Here is a 16,837-nt window from a genome sequence, read left to right on the forward strand (position 1 = left end):
CAGGAACGTTACGCTGACACCTTCTCTTCCGCGTCCGGCAGCTTCGGCACCAGCACGGTCGGCTTGTTGTCGATACGCGTCACCAGCAGCTGGTCGATGCGGTAGTTATCAATATCCACCACCTCAAACTTGTAGCCGGAGAACTTCACCGAGTCGGTGCGTTTCGGGATTTTACGCAGCATAAACATCATAAAGCCGCCGATGGTTTCATAGTTACCGGACTGCGGGAACTCGTCGATATCCAGCACGCGCATGACGTCTTCAATCGGCGTACCGCCGTCGATCAGCCATGAATTATCGTCACGCTGAACTATCTGCTCTTCCAGCCCCTGGCCTACCAGGTCGCCCATCAGCGTGGTCATGACGTCGTTCAGGGTGATGATGCCCACCACCAGCGCGTATTCGTTCATGATCACCGCGAAGTCTTCCCCGGCGGTTTTGAAACTTTCCAGCGCTTCGGAGAGCGTCAGGGTGTCCGGCACAATCAGGGTATTGCGGATCTGCACGCCGCTGTTGAGCGCCAGGCTCTGGTTTGCCAGCACGCGGTTCAGCAGGTCTTTGGAGTCGACGTAGCCGATGATGTGGTCGATATCTTCATTACAGACCAGGAACTTGGAGTGCGGATGCTGCGCCACTTTGTTCTTCAGGCTCTGCTCATCTTCATGTAAATCGAACCAGATAATGTTTTCTCGGCCCGTCATGGAAGAGGGCACGGTACGGGATTCCAGTTCAAATACGTTCTCAATCAGCTCGTGTTCCTGCTTGCGCAGCACCCCGGCCAGCGCGCCGGCTTCCACCACCGCATAGATATCGTCAGAGGTGATGTCGTCTTTACGCACCATTGGCAGCTTAAAGATGCGGAAAATCACGTTCGCCAGGCCGTTGAAGAACCACACCAGCGGACGAAACACGTACAGACAGAAGCGCATCGGGTTGATGATACGCAAAGCCACAGCTTCTGGCGCAATCATACCGATGCGTTTCGGGGTCAGGTCTGCAAAGAGGATGAACAGGCCGGTTACCAGCGAGAAGGAGAGAATAAAGCTCAGCTGTTCGGCAAGCTCAGCGGACATGTACTTCACAAAGAGGCTATAAAACGCCGGAGAAAAGGCCGCATCGCCCACGATACCGCCGAGAATGGCGACCGCGTTAAGGCCAATCTGCACCACGGTGAAGAACATGCCGGGGTTTTCCTGCATTTTCAGGATGCGGGTGGCATTGATGTTGCCCTCGTCGGCAAGCAGCTTAAGTTTGATTTTGCGGGACGCGGCCAGCGAGATCTCAGATATCGAGAAAAATGCACTGACGGCAATAAGACAAAGTATTACTAAAATACTGTTTAACATAGTTTATCCGGCTTCTCGCCAGATCCTCAGAAGGGGAGTTGATACCATTTGTGTGAAAACACGTAGAACGTCAGCTCGTAGCGTTGAGCCGATTATTTCAGCGGGTAGTATAGCGTAAAGGCGTGTAAATCTGCCAGAGGTCACGTTTTTGGCATAAAAACAGACCGGACAGCGGGGCGCTGCCCGGTACGCGAGGCTATTTCACGGGAGACAAGTGGGCACTCCCAACCGTCCTTCGCGTGGCATCGCCTCCCCACACCTGATCATACTCATAACCCGTTAACTGCTTGATTATCAGCCGGGTATTGGCATCGCAGTCGCGGTAATCTCCGCCCAATTTCCGGCGAGCGATCTCCTTGAGCAGCAGCTTATGCGTTTCGCGGGTGAGCTTAAATTTGTAGGTGGTAAAGAAGCTCACCGCCAGAAGGGCTGCCGTCGCGAAGATCATCAGGCCGATAATTGCCCCCAGCGCGCTTTCTGGCTGTGCGCCGCTGCCCTTCACGAAGCCGGACTCCTGCAGCACCAGGCCAATAATCATGATGGCAATCGCCACGGTGCTTTTGCGGGTCAGGACCATCACGCCGGCAAAAATGCCTTCGCGGCGCTGCTGCGTCACCATCTCGTCGATATCCGGAATGAAGCTATAAATATTCCACGGAATATAGTAGAGCCCGGAACGGGCGGCCCCCAGCAGAATAAAGACCGCCGAGAACAGCAGCGTCGGCACCTGCGTTTTGGTCAGGTAGACCGTAAACAGGAATACCAGCACGCAGAAAATACAGCCGTAGGAGAGGCGCAGAGCGGCCGAAGGGGTAACATTCAGCCGGTTCAGCAGCAGCATAAACCCGTACGTGCCGGGTACCGAGGCGAAGGCCGCAATGCTCAACCAGCCGGATACCGCAGCCGCATCCTGGCTCAGACAGTACACGACATAATAGGTAAACACCGACCCGAATACGTCCATCGCCGTAAACGAAAAGATATAAATAATAATGTGCAGGCGGAACGCGCGAATGCGGAATGAGGAAAAGAGATCCAGTACCAGATATTTCAGATGATTAAGCATCCCGCTGCTGCGCTGGTTATCCACTTTAAAATCGGACTCCTGCTGCACATCTTTGGCTTCCCAGGTGGTGTACCAGGTAATAAATACCGCGATGCAAAATACGCAGGAAAATATCAGCCCGGTAAGGGTATAGGTAAACGGATTATCTTTCCCCGTGAACTGCATGATCACGCCGGGGACGGAAACCGCAAGGAAACCGCCCAGCTGGGAGCAGATCATACGCACGCCGGAGAGGCGGCTACGCTCTTCATAGCGGTTGGTCATTTCCGCCGCCAGCGTCTCCCAGGGCACCAGCACCATCGCCGACAGCAGTTCAATCGAGAGATAGGTTCCCAGGTAATACCAGTAGCCCATATCCGTTAGCCACAGCAGGGCATACAAAAACATTAATGGGGAGCTGAGTAATAAAAAGAAGCGGCGACGGCCAAATTTACGGCCGAGCCACGTATTGCCGAAATTATCGGTGATATAGCCCATAATCGGGCTTAAGAGTGCATCAATGACGCGGGCAATCGCGAATATCGAACCCGCTTCAATAACCGAGAGCCCGCAATAGGTGGTGTAAAAAAATAGCAGCCAGGTGCCGATAATGGCGAAAGCGCCTCCGCCAAACAGATCGGTTATGCCGTAGCCAAGCGCTACGCCATAACCAACTCTACGTTCAGTTGGTTTGACCATAATAATATCCAGTGTAGGGTAATGATTAACCTGTTTTTCAGGTCGTATTTTTATTTACTGCTGGACGACACATTACGTTCTAGTTATTGATATCTATCCATTGTCTTAATTGAGATGAGCGATAGAGAGCCTCCACAATCGTGAGTGATTTTCCGGCAGAATGGATATCGGTGTAGTCCGTTTCTCCCGAGTGATTAATGGCGTGATAAAACCGGCGGATTGCCTGCTGATGTCCCAGCCCCCAGTAGCTTTTGACCGAGCCGTCAGGGGAGTCATCGCTCACCAGCCTGCGACGATCGCCGGGGGTAATGCGCCAGAGCACGTTGTTATTCAATAACAGCGAGCCCCGTTCGCAGTGGATTTCCAGCCAGAGAGGGGAATCCACGGTATTGCAGTTGCTGGCATAAAACAGGCCGCGCGCGCCGTTGGTAAAGTGCAGCGTTGCCATCGCGCTGTCTTCTCCTTCGGTGACGTCCGCCAGCTCACCGCTATCCACCACGCCTTTCAGGCGCGTCACGCCGCCGGCGAACCACTGCATCAGGTCAAGGGTATGGATCGCCTGGTTGATCAGCAGGCTGCCGCCTTCCGTTGCCAGCCGCCCGCGCCACGGGCTTTCGGTGTAGTACGCCCCCGAGCGTGACCACGTCAGCACCGCTTTCATACTGAGCATCTTCCCAAGTTCGCCATCGCTCAGCGCCTGCCGGATGCGCAGGCTGCTGGGGTTGAGCCGGTTCTGATAGCAAACGCCAAGCAGGCCCGGAGCCTGCTCAACGGCGCGGGCGATATCGTCGAGCTCGCTGCTGTTCATCCCTACCGGTTTTTCGCAGAACACATGCTTCCCGGCAGAGAGCGCGTCCAGGATCATGCGCTTATGTTCGAAATGCGGCGTGCAGATATGGACCACGTCGATGGCATCGTCCAGCAGCATTTCCCGGTAATCCTGATAAAAGCGGCACTGGTAATCCATCGCCAGCTTTAGTCCTTTGACGCTGTCGATGTCTACCAGCGCGCGCAGCGCGACGTTGGGGATCTGGCGTAAGGCGTTCACATGGCAGCCGTGGATCGCGCCGGCGCCGATAACCGCCGTATTCAGGATCGTCATCGTTACCTCCCGTTATGCCGTCGCGTTGGCCAGCATCTGTGCCTTCACGCAGAGCTCCGCCGCCTTGAAGGCGTGCGCCTGCGTCATGGCGTTTTCGGTTCGGTGCAGGCAGTCGAGGATCAGCTCGCCAAAGAACGGGAAGCCGACCTGCCCGGCCACCGGATAACGGAATTCCCCCTCTTTATTGACGAGGTAAACCACATCCTGCTCGCCGCGGGTGAGATCGACATATTTACGGATTTCGATATAGCCTTCGGTGCCGAGCAGCGTCAGGCGACCGTCGCCCCAGGTAGAAAGCCCGTCCGGTGTAAACCAGTCGCAGCGGAAATAGCCGCTGGCGCCGTTTTCCCCTTTCAGCATGGCATCGCCAAAATCTTCAAATGCCGGGTACTGCGGGTGTTTAACGTTGCGAACCTGGCTTGCCACCACGGAGGCCTCGCTGTTTCCGGTGTAAAACAGGAACTGCTCAATCTGGTGGCTGCCGATATCGCACAGAATGCCGCCGAAGTAACGACGATCGTAGAACCAGTCCGGGCGACCGGTGCCTTCCCGGTGCGGGCCGGTTCCGAGGGTTTGCACCACGCGGCCAATCGCGCCCTGCTGCACCAGCTGTCCGGCAAACACCGCGCTCTCGACGTGCAGGCGTTCGCTGTAGTACACCGCGTATTTCTTCCCGGTTTTCTCCACCATCGCTTTGGCGTCGGCCAGCTGGTCAAGGGTGGTGAGCGGCGCTTTATCCGTGAAGTAGTCCTTGCCCGCCGCCATCGCTTTCAGCCCCAGCGCGCAGCGCTCGGACGGGATGGCGGCTCCCGCCACCAGACGCACCTCATCGTCGTTAAGGATCGCGTCCAGCGAGTCCGCCGCTTTGGCCTGCGGATACTGCTGAAGGAATTTATCCACTTTCGCCGGGTCGGGGTCGTACACCCACTTCAGCGTGGCCCCGGCTTCAATCAGGCCGTTACACATCCCGTAGATATGGCCGTGGTCGAGCGCGGCGGCGGCAAACACAAATTCCCCCTCGCGAACCACCGGCTGGGGTTTGCCGACAGGCGCATAGTTCATTCCGTCATTCTTGTTCATGCTGACACTCCTCGATCCAGATCTTTGCCCAGAGGGATAGCGCCCACTTCGCTGAAGTTGGCGACGCTTGCGGATTTCTCATAAAAACGGGGGGCGACGGCGTTGATTCCGCCGGTACGGTAAAACGGGTCGTCGCGCTGAATCGGCAGCGTGACGAAGCTGCGCGTAATGGCGGATTTATAAATCGCGGCGATCAGCTCCAGCGAGCGTTTGCCCTGTAGCCCATCCACTAGCGGCGCCGTGTCGTGCTCGATGGCATAAAGCAGGTCGTTAATCTGCCCGGCGTGCAGCGTCCACTCGAGCTTCGGCGTGTCCTGAAAAACGGCGTTGAGCTGCGCTTCTCGCTGCTGGTCGTTAGTTTCCTGCGGGAAGCCGTTATCGGCGCTGACGCTGGCAAAGGCCTGCCACGGCGCGGAGATGCGCGCCTTATCGCCCTGAATAATAATTTTCTGATCTTCGCCGTGGTGCACGACCGAGGCGGTAAGCTGCGCGAGCGCGCCGCCGGGATATTTGAAAATTGCCGCGCTGAGGTCTTCCACTTCGGCGTTGTCGTGCGCCACGTTGGTCATCATCGCCACCACCTCGGACGGGAAGCCGAGCATCCACTGCATAGCGTCGATATGGTGTACCGCGTGGTTAAGCGTGCAGCCGCCGCCCTCTTTTTCCCAGGTGCCGCGCCACCACAGGTCGTAGTAGCAGTGCCCGCGCCACCAGAGCGAATCCACCTGCGCGTAGCAAACCTTACCTGCGAGCCCCGAGTCCAGCGCGGCTTTTAAGCGCCAGAAGGCATCGGTAAAGCGGTTCTGGGCAATGATGGAGAGGGTCTTGCCGCTGGCCTGCTGTGCGGCGATCATCGCGTCGCACTCCTCCAGCGAGGCGGCCATCGGTTTTTCGCACAGCACGTGGCACCCCGCGTTCAGGGCATCAATGCCGATCTCTGCATGGACGTAGGGTGGGGTGCAGACGTCGACAATGTCGATATCCGTCTCTGACGCCAGCATCTGCTGGTGGCTTGCATACACGCGGGCGTCCGTCAGGCCGTAGCGCGCTTTTTTCTCGTGGGCTTTTTCCGGGTAGATATCGACCAGCGCGACGATCCGGCAGCGCTGGCCAAACTGCAAATAGCCCTGAATATGGTTATGCGAGATATTCCCTGTTCCCACGATGGCGACATTTAACATCGTTTATCTCCGAAGTTACCAGGTGCCAGAGGCGTCCAGCGTGATGCTGGCGGTCTCTTTAGCCACTGAGGTGCTGATACGCTGTTGAAGCAGGCGCAGATACTGTTTCTCGTTGAGCGGCAGGTCGACCCAGTCGTCTGTCCAGGTGGAGAGGTGCATGGCGTTGGAGAGCGTCAGCCCGCGGATCCCTTCCAGACCCGGCGCAATCAGCGTTTCACCGCGCAGGATGGCGGCAGCAAAGTTGGCGGTAATGACGTGGTGTTCGCTGCATTCCGGGGCGACGGGGAGCGTCACCTCCCAGCATTCGGGTTCACCAAAGCCGTTTTGCCAGCGGGCGTTGAAGGCGGTTTCGGATTCGCGCAGCCGCCAGTAGCGCAGCTTGCCCTCTTCGACGACCACCTTGCCGCGGTCGCCGACGATTTCCAGCCGGTTGGTTCCGGGCGTTTCCGCCACGGTGGTGATAAACACGCCGGTCGCGCCGTTGGCATACTCCGCGTAGGCGGTGACCTCGTCTTCCACTTCGATATCGCGATGCTTGCCGAACTGGCAGAACGCCCGCAGGCGGACCGGCATCCCCACCAGCCACTGCCAGAGATCGAGCTGATGCGGGTCCTGGTTGAGCAGCACGCCGCCGCCTTCCCCTTTCCAGGTGGCGCGCCAGCCGCCGGAGTTGTAGTAGCTTTGCGAGCGATACCAGTTGGTGATGATCCAGTTGGAGCGGCGGATCTCACCCAGCTCGCCGCTGTCGATAAGATCTTTCACCTTCTGGTAAAGCGGGTTGGGGCGCTGGTTGTACATGATGCCAAACACCACGTCGCACTCACGTGCGCAGGCGTTCATCTCCTGCACCTGCGCCGTGTATACGCCCGCCGGTTTTTCACACAGGGTGTGGATGCCGTTGCGCATCGCCAGCATCGACAGGCGCGGATGCTCGTAGTGCGGCGTGGCGACAATTACCGCGTCGATAAGCCCGCTCTGGAGCATCTCCTGCGCGTCGCTGAATAACGGGAGGGTGCCGACCAGCTGGCGAATCGCCGGGTGCTTTTCGACGGCATTATCGCAAACCGCCGCCAGGCAGGCGTCGTTGACCGTACCCGCCAGCAAATAGCGTGCGTGGACCGTACCGATATTACCTATTCCAATAATGCCAAAACGTACCTTCTCCATGTCACACCTTAATTTCTGTTGAAAAGAAGTGATGACCGGAAAATAGGAAAGGCGAGCCGCAGCGACAATGTGTTTTTGTGAGAATACTCGCAAGGTGATTAAGTAATCTCCAGGCTTTCTGAAATTTAGTTTTAAAATCAAAAGGCTGTTTCTGCAAATATTTGCAAAAACTGAATGAGAGCGAGGTCACACTATGCCCGGCAGGTTAAAAATGGAGGAAATTGCGGCTCTGACGGGCTATTCCGTCAGTACTGTGTCGCGGGTATTAAGCGGCAAATCGTATACCAGCGATAAAGCCCGGGAGGCGATCGTTCGCACCGCCAGAGAATTAGGCGTTCTGGAGTCCATGGCGAGCGGCAGACTATTAATTAACGGAATCGCTGTTTTTGCGCCAGAAAGAACCTTTCAGGGACGCGGGGATATTTTTTATCTGGAGGTGACGAAAGGGATTGCGGAAGCCTGCGCGCGGCACAACGTGTGGGTCAGCTGCTGTGGATTAGAAGAGCAGCACGCCGATGTGAAATTATTTATGGAAAAGGCCAGTCAGAAGAATATTAACGCGATAATTATTATTGGGACTGATGATTCCACCATATTTAAACTCGCCAGCACGCTGAATAAGCCCTGCGTATTAATTAATTCCGTTGACCGGGATCGGGAGCTGGATGCCGTCTCACCCGACCACCGGGCGATTGGCTTCACCGCCATGCAGTATCTTTTTGAGCAGGGACACCGGCGAGTATTAACCCTCACCTGCCTGCGGCGAGAAACGCTGTATGCACGTCTGGACGGCATCAAAGAGGCGTACCGCCATTTTCACGTGGCTTTTGATCCCCAGCGCGATTTGCTGGTGACGGAGTGGTTTACCGCAGAGGAGGCCGAGCGGGCGCTGGACGCGTGGCTGATGAGTCATGACAGATCCCAGTGGCCGGAGGTCATTTTCCCGAACAGTACCAGCATGGTGGAAGGGGTGATCAGGGCGTTAACCCGCCACGGCCTGCGCATTCCGGAAGACATTTCGCTCATTACGACCGATTTTGCATGGAACCTGGCGCACCGTCTGGAAAAACCGGTCACGGGCGTGACGGTGCCCTGTCGCGAGCTGGGGATTGAAGCCGTACACCTGCTGCAAACGCGGCTCAACCGACCGCAGGCGCCGGTCTTTAACCTGCTGCTACAGGGAAAGGTGATGGATTACGGTTCGGTCAGCAACGCGACGCGCCACGCGGCTCGCGTGGCGCTGGAGCGCTGATCAGGCCAGCTGTGGCGGCAGGCAGACGCCGATGCCCCCGATACCGCAGTAGCCGTACGGGTTTTTGTGCAGGTACTGCTGGTGATCGTCCTCGGCGTAGTAGAACGGTTTTGCGGTAGTGATTTCAGTCGTCACGTCGCGCGTGTCGCCCGCCTCACGCATGGCCTGCTGGAAACGCTCAAGGCTGGCGCGGGCGGCGGCATCCTGCTCAGGCGTGAGCGGATAAATCGCCGAGCGGTACTGCGTGCCGTGGTCGTTGCCCTGACGCATGCCCTGCGCCGGGTCGTGGTTTTCCCAGAAGACCTGCAGGAGCTGTTCGTAGCTAATGACCGCAGGGTCGTACACCACGCGGACCGCTTCTGCATGACCGGTTTCGCCGGAGCAGACTTCGCGGTAGGTTGGATTCGGCGTGTAACCGCCCGTGTAGCCGGCCGCGGTGCTGTAAACGCCGGGCAGCTGCCAGAAGAGGCGCTCAACGCCCCAGAAGCAGCCCATGGCAAACAGGGCGATTTCCATTCCATCAGGAACGTTGGTCATTGAATGGTTATTGACGGCGTGTAAGGTTGCCACAGGCATAGGGGTGTTGCGTCCCGGTAATGCATCAGCTTGTGAAACCAGATGCTTTTTGTCGAATAAACTCACGGTGGGGCCTCCCGGGGTGCGATGTTTCGGTTAAGGTTGTCACGAAGCGTTTAATTGAACACAATAAATGCGCTGAATGAGACTAGATTTAATCATAAGAAATATTTGGGTGTTACACCCGTTTTCAACCCACGATTTGGGTTTTTGGCTTCCAGGCCGTATTTTGCCGCACCGCGGCACTTCATTTGCTTCCAGGGTGGAAAAGGGATATTCAGGAGAAAACGTGACAAAAATCCGCCAGTTATGTTTAGTCAGTGTATTGCTGACAAGCGGGGTTGCCAGCGCGGCGAATGTCCGTTTGCAGGTTGAGGGGTTATCCGGGACGCTGGAAAAAAACGTGCGTGCGCAGCTGTCGACCATCCAGAGCGATGAGGTGACGCCGGACCGGCGTTTTCGCGCGCGCGTGGATGACGCGATCCGTGAAGGGCTAAAAGCGCTGGGGTATTACGAACCCACCATTGATTTCGATCTCCGCCCGCCGCCAAAGAAGGGGCGTCAGGTGCTTATTGCCCGCGTCTCGCCGGGCGAGCCGGTGCTGATTGGCGGCACGAACGTCATCCTGCGCGGCGGCGCGCGTACCGACCGGGATTATCTTGATCTGCTCAGCACGCGGCCAAAAATCGGCACCGTGCTCAACCACGGCGACTACGATCGCTTCAAAAAAGAGCTGACGAGCGTCTCCCTGCGCAAGGGCTACTTTGACAGCCAGTTCAACAAAAGCCAGCTGGGCATCGCGCTGGCGCGACGTCAGGCCTTCTGGGATATCGATTACGACAGCGGTGAGCGCTACCGCTTTGGCGATGTAACGTTTGAAGGTTCGCAAATTCGTGAAGAGTATCTGCAAAACCTCGTGCCGTTTAAAAAAGGCGATTACTACCAGTCGAGCGATCTGGCGGAGCTGAACCGTCGTCTCTCCGCTACCGGCTGGTTTAACTCCGTGGTTGTCGCACCGGAATTTGATAAGTCTCGCAAAACCAAGGTGTTGCCGCTGCATGGCGTTGTCTCGCCGCGCACCGAGAACACCATTGAGACCGGTGTTGGCTACTCGACGGACGTTGGACCACGGGTGAAAACCTCGTGGAAAAAACCGTGGATGAACTCGTACGGTCACAGCCTGACCACCAGCCTGAGCCTCTCTGCGCCCGAGCAGCAGCTGGATTTCAGCTACAAAATGCCGCTGCTGAAAAATCCGCTTGAGCAGTATTACCTTGTGCAGGGTGGCTTTAAGCGCACCGATTTGAACGACACCGAGCAGGATTCGACGACGCTTGCGGTCTCCCGCTTCTGGGATCTCTCCAGCGGCTGGCAGCGCGCCATTAACCTGCGCTGGAGCCTCGATCACTTTACCCAGGCCAACGTCACCAACACCACCATGCTGCTTTATCCGGGGGTGATGATCAGCCGTACCCGCTCGCGTGGAGGTTTGATGCCAACCTGGGGCGACTCCCAGCGCTACTCCATCGATTATTCCAACACCGCCTGGGGCTCCGACGTGGACTTCTCCGTCTTTCAGGCGCAAAACGTCTGGATCCGCACGCTGTATGACAAACACCGCTTTGTGATGCGCGGCAATCTCGGCTGGATTGAGACGGGTGATTTCGAGCGCGTTCCGCCGGACCTGCGCTTCTTCGCCGGGGGCGACCGCAGCATCCGCGGGTATAAGTACAAATCAATTTCACCCGAAAACGAAAAGGGCCAGCTGACCGGGGCATCCAAACTGGCGACCGGCTCGCTGGAGTATCAGTACAACGTCAGCGGCAAGTGGTGGGGCGCCATGTTTGTTGACGGCGGTGAAGCGGTGAACGATATCCGCCGCAGCGATTTCAAAACCGGTGCAGGCGTTGGCGTACGCTGGCAGTCACCCGTCGGGCCCATCAAGCTCGACTTCGCCGTGCCGGTCGGCGACAAAGACGAACACGGATTACAGTTTTACATCGGTCTGGGGCCTGAATTATGAGTTTATGGAAGAAAATAAGCCTCGGGGTGCTGATTTTTATCGTGCTGCTGCTCGGTACGGTGGCGTTTCTGGTGGGAACGACGACCGGGCTGCATCTGCTGTTTAACGCCGCGAACCGCTGGGTGCCGGGGCTGGAGATTGGCCAGGTGACGGGCGGCTGGCGCGACCTGCGTCTGAAGAACATCCGCTACGAGCAGCCGGGCGTGGCGGTCAACGCCGGGGAATTCCACCTCGCGGTGAAGCTGGGCTGCCTGCGGGACAGCAAGCTCTGCGTAAACGATCTGTCGCTAAAAGACGTTAACGTCGCGATAGATTCGAAAAAAATGCCGCCGTCTGCGCCGGTCGAGGAAGAGGACAGCGGCCCGCTGAATCTCTCCACGCCGTACCCGATTGCTCTCTATCGGGTGGCGCTGGATAACGTCAATATCAAAATTGATGACACCACCGTTTCCGTGATGGATTTCACGTCCGGCCTGCGCTGGCAGGAGAAAAACCTCACCCTGACGCCAACCTCGCTGCAGGGGTTGCTGATCGCGCTGCCAAAAGTGGCGGACGTGGCGCAGGAAGAGATCGTCGAGCCAAAAATCCAGAACCCGCAGCCGGAAGAGAAGCCGCTGGGCGAAACGCTGAAAGACCTCTTCTCGAAGCCTGTCCTGCCTGAAATGACCGACGTTCATCTGCCGCTGAACCTCAACATTGAGGAGTTTAAAGGCGAACAGCTGCGCCTGACCGGCGATACGGATCTGACGGTCTTTAACATGCTGCTGAAAGTCAGCAGCATTGACGGCAACATGAAGCTCGACGCGCTGGACATCGACACCAACCAGGGCTCGGTTAACGCGTCAGGCAACGCCCTGCTGCGCGACAGCTGGCCGGTGGATATCACCCTCAATAGCGCCCTGAACATCGACCCGCTCAAAGGCGAAAAAGTGAAGGTCAAAGTGGGCGGGGCGCTGCGCGAGAAGCTGGATATCGGAGTCAATCTCTCCGGCCCGGTAGACATGGCCCTGCGTGCGCAAACCCAGCTGGCGGAAGCCGGACTGCCGCTCAATCTTGAAGTTGTCAGCAAGCAGCTTTACTGGCCGTTTACCGGCGAAAAACAGTACCAGGCCGACGATCTGAAGCTGAAGCTGAGCGGCAAAATGACCGACTACACGCTCTCGTTCCGCACCGCGGTGAAGGGGCAGGGCGTGCCGCCCGCCACCATCACGCTGGATGCAAAAGGTAACGAACAGCAGGTTAACCTCGACAAGCTGACCGTCGCGGCGCTGGAAGGGAAAACGGAACTGACCGCGCTGCTCGACTGGCAGCAGGCAATCAGCTGGCGCGGCGAGCTGAAGCTGACGGGGATTAACACCGCCAAAGAGGTGCCGGACTGGCCGTCTAAGCTGGACGGGCTAATCAAAACCCGCGGCAGCCTCTACGGCGGCACGTGGCAGATGGAAGTGCCGGAAATCAAGCTCACCGGGAACGTGAAGCAGAACAAGGTGAACGTTGAAGGCTCGGTGAAAGGCAACAGCTATCTGCAGTGGGTAATTCCGGGGCTGCACGTGGCGCTGGGCCGCAACACGGCGGATATCAAAGGCGAGCTGGGGGTGAAAGATCTCAATCTTGACGCCACCATCGACGCGCCGAAACTGGATAACGCCCTGCCGGGTCTGGGCGGCACGGCGAAAGGGCTCGTGAAAGTGCGCGGCACCGTGGAGGCGCCGCAGCTGCTGGCGGATATCACCGCCAATAATCTGCGCTGGCAGGAGCTGAGCGTCGCCCGCGTCCGCGTGGAAGGGGATGTGAAATCCACCGATCAGATCGGCGGCAACCTGAACCTGCGCGTGGAGCGCATTTCCCAGCCGGACGTGAACATTAGCCTGGTCACTCTGGACGCCAAAGGGAACGAGAAGCAGCACGATCTCCAGCTGCGCGTGCAGGGCGAGCCCGTCTCCGGCCAGCTTCACCTGACCGGCAGCTTCGACCGCAAAGAAACGCGCTGGAAAGGGACGCTGGACAACACTCGCTTCAACACCCCAGTGGGTCCGCTGGTGCTGTCGCGCTCCATTGCGCTGGACTACCGCAACGCCGAGCAGAAGATCAGCATTGGGCCGCACTGCTGGACCAACCCGAACGCGGAACTCTGCGTGCCGCAGACCATTGATGCGGGCGCGGAAGGGCGCGCGCAGATCAACCTCAACCGCTTCGATCTGGCGATGCTAAAACCGTTTATGCCGGATACCACGCAGGCAAGCGGCGTCTTCAGCGGGAAAGCCGATGTCGCCTGGGACACCACCAAAGAGGGGCTGCCGCAGGGCAGCGTCACGCTTTCCGGCCGCAACGTGAAGGTGACGCAGGAGGTGAACGACGCGCCGCTGCCGGTGGCCTTCGACACCCTGAACCTGAGTGCAGACCTGCATAACAACCGTGCGGAGCTGGGGTGGCTTATCCGTCTGACCAACAACGGCCAGATGGACGGGCAGATACAGATTACCGATCCGCAGGGGCGGCGCAATCTGGGCGGTAACGTCAATATCCGCAACTTCAACCTGGCGATGGTCAACCCGATTTTCGCCCGCGGGGAAAAAGCCGAGGGCATGGTGAATGCCAATCTGCGCCTGGCCGGCGACGCGCAAAGCCCGCAGCTGTTCGGCCAGTTGCGGCTTAGCGGCGTGGATATCGACGGTAACTTCATGCCGTTTGATATGCAGCCCAGCCAGATCGCGATGAACTTCAACGGCATGAGCTCAACGCTGAACGGCTCGGTATTAACTCAGCAGGGGCAAATCAACCTGAGCGGCGACGCGGACTGGAGCCAGCTCGACAACTGGCGCGCCCGCATTGCCGCGAAAGGCAGTAAGGTGCGCATCACCGTACCGCCAATGGTGCGCCTGGACGTCTCGCCAGACGTCGTCTTTGAGGCGACGCCAAGCCTCTTCACCCTGGATGGCCGCGTGGACGTGCCGTGGGCGCGCATCGTGGTTCACGAGGTGCCGGAAAGCGCGGTCGGCGTCTCCAGTGATGAAGTTATGCTCAATGAAAATCTGAAACCTGCCGAAGAGAAGAGCGCTGGCATACCGATTAATAGTAACCTTATCGTGCACGTGGGAAATAACGTGCGGTTGGATGCGTTTGGGCTGAAGGCGAGGCTCACGGGCGACCTGAAAGTGGCGCAGGATAAACAAGGGCTTGGCCTCAACGGGCAGATCAATATTCCTGAAGGGCGTTTCCATGCCTATGGTCAGGATCTGATTGTCCGTAAAGGCGAGCTGCTGTTCTCCGGCCCACCGGATCAGCCGCTGTTGAACATCGAAGCAATTCGTAACCCGGAAGCGACGGAAAACGACGTCATTGCTGGCGTACGCGTCACCGGCTCTGCCGATGAACCGAAGGCGGAGATCTTCTCTGACCCGGCGATGTCGCAGCAGGAAGCCCTCTCTTATCTGCTGCGCGGACAAGGTCTGGACAGCGGGCAAAGCGACAGCGCGGCGATGACCTCGATGTTGGTCGGTCTGGGGGTTGCACAAAGTGGGCAGGTTGTGGGTAAAATCGGCGAGACGTTCGGCGTAAGCAATCTGGCGCTGGACACCCAGGGCGTGGGTGACTCCTCGCAGGTGGTGGTCAGCGGCTATGTACTGCCGGGTCTGCAGGTAAAATATGGTGTGGGGATCTTTGACTCACTGGCAACACTCACGTTACGCTATCGCCTGATGCCTAAGCTATATCTGGAAGCAGTGTCCGGCGTAGACCAGGCACTTGATCTGCTCTATCAGTTTGAGTTTTAGCAATGCGAATATTTGTCTACGGCAGTTTACGAACCAGGCAAGGCAACAGTCACTGGATGACCAATGCCCAGCTACTGGGGAATTACAATATCGAGAACTACCAGTTGTACAGCCTGGGCCACTATCCAGGCGCGGTTCCCGGCGAAGGAACAGTACAGGGTGAAGTTTATCGTATTGATAATGCGACACTTGCCGAACTTGATGCCTTGCGCACCAGGGGCGGTGAATACGCTCGCCAGTTGATCCAGACACCGTACGGAAGCGCGTGGATGTATGTCTACCAGCGTCCGGTCGACGGGTTAACGCGGATTGTAAGCGGTAACTGGTTAGACAGAGACCAGTACTGAAAAACGACAACGCCACCGTGAGGTGGCGTTGTTTTTTGTGCTTTCAGCTCTCTTCTGCATCCCGGCGCCGGGTTAAAAACAGAGGAACGAACAGCATGATGTATGGTGCAATAAGCCATAACAAGCACAGCGCGCGTGAACGTCCATAGTAGTTTATGCACCGCGTATTGCTTGAAATGACGGGCAGGAAAAACAGTAAAAACAGCAGAATCGCATAATCGCTTCTATACGGGATCCATAAGTAAAACAAAAACCAGGCAAGCTGGAATGTCATGATGCAGAGATACTGCCATTTGCTGTCTTTGCCGTAACAGTCAAACGCCTTTATGTAGCCCATTTTTATGCTTTGAAGAAAGAAACTTAGCATGTGTAACGCTCACGATCGCGACGGTCAGACGTTAGGTTTTTTCAGACACAAAAAAGCCCCGACTCGCGGGGCTTTATTGATCGGCAGTAAGAATTACTTCTTAGCAGCGCGTTCGAAGGAGGCGATGATTTCTGCTTTCGCCGCTTCTGCGTTGTCCCAGCCGTCAACCTTAACCCATTTGCCTTTTTCGAGATCTTTGTAGTGCTCGAAGAAGTGGGCGATCTGCGCTTTCAGCAGCTCTGGCAGGTCGTTCACATCTTTAATGTGATCGTACTCTTTGCTCAGCTTGGTGTGCGGTACCGCAACCAGCTTCGCATCTTCACCCGCTTCGTCAGTCATCTTCAGCACGCCGACAGGACGGCAGCGAATGACGGAGCCTGGCTGCAGTGGGTATGGCGTTGGGACCAGCACGTCAACCGGGTCACCGTCCAGAGACAGGGTGTGGTTGATGTAGCCGTAGTTGCACGGATAGAACATGGCGGTAGACATGAAACGGTCAACGAACAGCGCACCGGTGTCTTTGTCGATTTCGTATTTGATTGGATCTGCGTTGGCCGGGATTTCGATAACAACGTAGATGTCTTCTGGCAGTTCTTTACCCGCTGGGACGTTGAGTAAGCTCATGTCGGTGTCCTTTAAAATGGATGGTAAACAAGTGGCAGGTATTATAGCCAACTCACGCTGAATGTCTCCGCCTGTTTTCGCTTTCTCTCCCCGCTAGCCCCACTTTTCAGACCGTTTCCATGACAGGAAAATCCATAAACTCAGCCGCATTTTTAATGGTGAAATGAAAGCGATTACAAACTTGTGATTAACGTTTTATTCACTTTTCTGAAGTGTGATGTAACGCAATTCGTTACATATTTCATTGGCTATAGT

General features: G+C 57.0%; 12 protein-coding genes. 4 read left to right on the plus strand and 8 right to left on the minus strand.

Features of this window, described 5'->3' with window-relative positions; genetic code table 11:
* Positions 1-8 precede the first annotated feature (8 nt).
* The 6 genes from USG84_RS08490 to USG84_RS08515 all read right to left on the minus strand — a co-directional run bounded on the left by USG84_RS08490 (position 9) and on the right by USG84_RS08515 (position 7,620).
* Positions 9-1,346 (minus strand): hemolysin family protein, encoded by a 1,338-nt coding sequence (locus USG84_RS08490; protein WP_028015283.1) that lies wholly within the window; start codon positions 1,344-1,346, stop codon positions 9-11.
* 196 nt (positions 1,347-1,542) lie between these two features.
* On the minus strand, positions 1,543-3,090 hold the full coding sequence (locus USG84_RS08495; RefSeq protein ID WP_151413006.1) for an MFS transporter: 1,548 nt from the start codon (positions 3,088-3,090) through the stop codon (positions 1,543-1,545).
* Positions 3,091-3,169: 79 nt separating this feature from the next.
* Positions 3,170-4,192 carry a Gfo/Idh/MocA family protein gene (locus tag USG84_RS08500; protein ID WP_253540450.1) on the minus strand — a complete coding sequence of 341 codons (1,023 nt, stop codon included), beginning with the start codon at positions 4,190-4,192 and terminating at the stop codon, positions 3,170-3,172.
* Between the two features lie 12 nt (positions 4,193-4,204).
* Entirely contained in the window at positions 4,205-5,272 is a 1,068-nt protein-coding gene (locus tag USG84_RS08505; protein ID WP_061099449.1) for a Gfo/Idh/MocA family protein, read from the minus strand.
* On the minus strand, positions 5,269-6,453 hold the full coding sequence (locus USG84_RS08510) for a Gfo/Idh/MocA family protein (protein ID WP_253540452.1): 1,185 nt from the start codon (positions 6,451-6,453) through the stop codon (positions 5,269-5,271). The genes USG84_RS08505 and USG84_RS08510 overlap by 4 nt, the downstream gene beginning before the upstream one ends.
* A gap of 15 nt (positions 6,454-6,468) precedes the next feature.
* Positions 6,469-7,620 (minus strand): Gfo/Idh/MocA family protein, encoded by a 1,152-nt coding sequence (locus USG84_RS08515; protein WP_253540454.1) that lies wholly within the window; start codon positions 7,618-7,620, stop codon positions 6,469-6,471.
* Between the two features lie 193 nt (positions 7,621-7,813).
* Here USG84_RS08515 and USG84_RS08520 point away from each other — a divergent pair, with 193 nt between their 5' ends.
* Positions 7,814-8,872 carry a LacI family DNA-binding transcriptional regulator gene (locus USG84_RS08520; RefSeq protein WP_253540456.1) on the plus strand — a complete coding sequence of 353 codons (1,059 nt, stop codon included), beginning with the start codon at positions 7,814-7,816 and terminating at the stop codon, positions 8,870-8,872.
* Here USG84_RS08520 and msrA read toward each other — a convergent pair whose 3' ends face one another.
* Complete coding sequence (gene msrA / locus USG84_RS08525) at positions 8,873-9,514, minus strand: peptide-methionine (S)-S-oxide reductase MsrA (RefSeq protein WP_061099445.1); 642 nt, start codon at positions 9,512-9,514, stop codon at positions 8,873-8,875.
* Positions 9,515-9,737: 223 nt separating this feature from the next.
* Between msrA and tamA the strand changes: the two genes are divergently transcribed.
* The 3 genes from tamA to USG84_RS08540 are packed head-to-tail and all read left to right on the plus strand — an operon-like array spanning position 9,738 to position 15,591.
* Positions 9,738-11,471 carry an autotransporter assembly complex protein TamA gene (gene tamA / locus USG84_RS08530; RefSeq protein WP_253540458.1) on the plus strand — a complete coding sequence of 578 codons (1,734 nt, stop codon included), beginning with the start codon at positions 9,738-9,740 and terminating at the stop codon, positions 11,469-11,471.
* Complete coding sequence (gene tamB / locus USG84_RS08535; RefSeq protein WP_253540459.1) at positions 11,468-15,244, plus strand: autotransporter assembly complex protein TamB; 3,777 nt, start codon at positions 11,468-11,470, stop codon at positions 15,242-15,244. The genes tamA and tamB overlap by 4 nt, the downstream gene beginning before the upstream one ends.
* A 2-nt stretch (positions 15,245-15,246) precedes the next feature.
* Entirely contained in the window at positions 15,247-15,591 is a 345-nt protein-coding gene (locus tag USG84_RS08540; protein ID WP_008501424.1) for a gamma-glutamylcyclotransferase, read from the plus strand.
* Between the two features lie 460 nt (positions 15,592-16,051).
* On the opposite strand, the gene ppa is transcribed toward USG84_RS08540, so the two are convergent.
* Positions 16,052-16,582, minus strand: coding sequence for an inorganic diphosphatase (gene ppa / locus USG84_RS08545; protein WP_041911466.1), 531 nt, complete (start codon positions 16,580-16,582; stop codon positions 16,052-16,054).
* Between the last annotated feature and the right edge of the window lie 255 nt (positions 16,583-16,837).

This window comes from Enterobacter sp. 168J2 (genome assembly GCF_034107265.1).
In the GTDB taxonomy this organism is placed as follows: domain Bacteria; phylum Pseudomonadota; class Gammaproteobacteria; order Enterobacterales; family Enterobacteriaceae; genus Enterobacter; species Enterobacter nematophilus.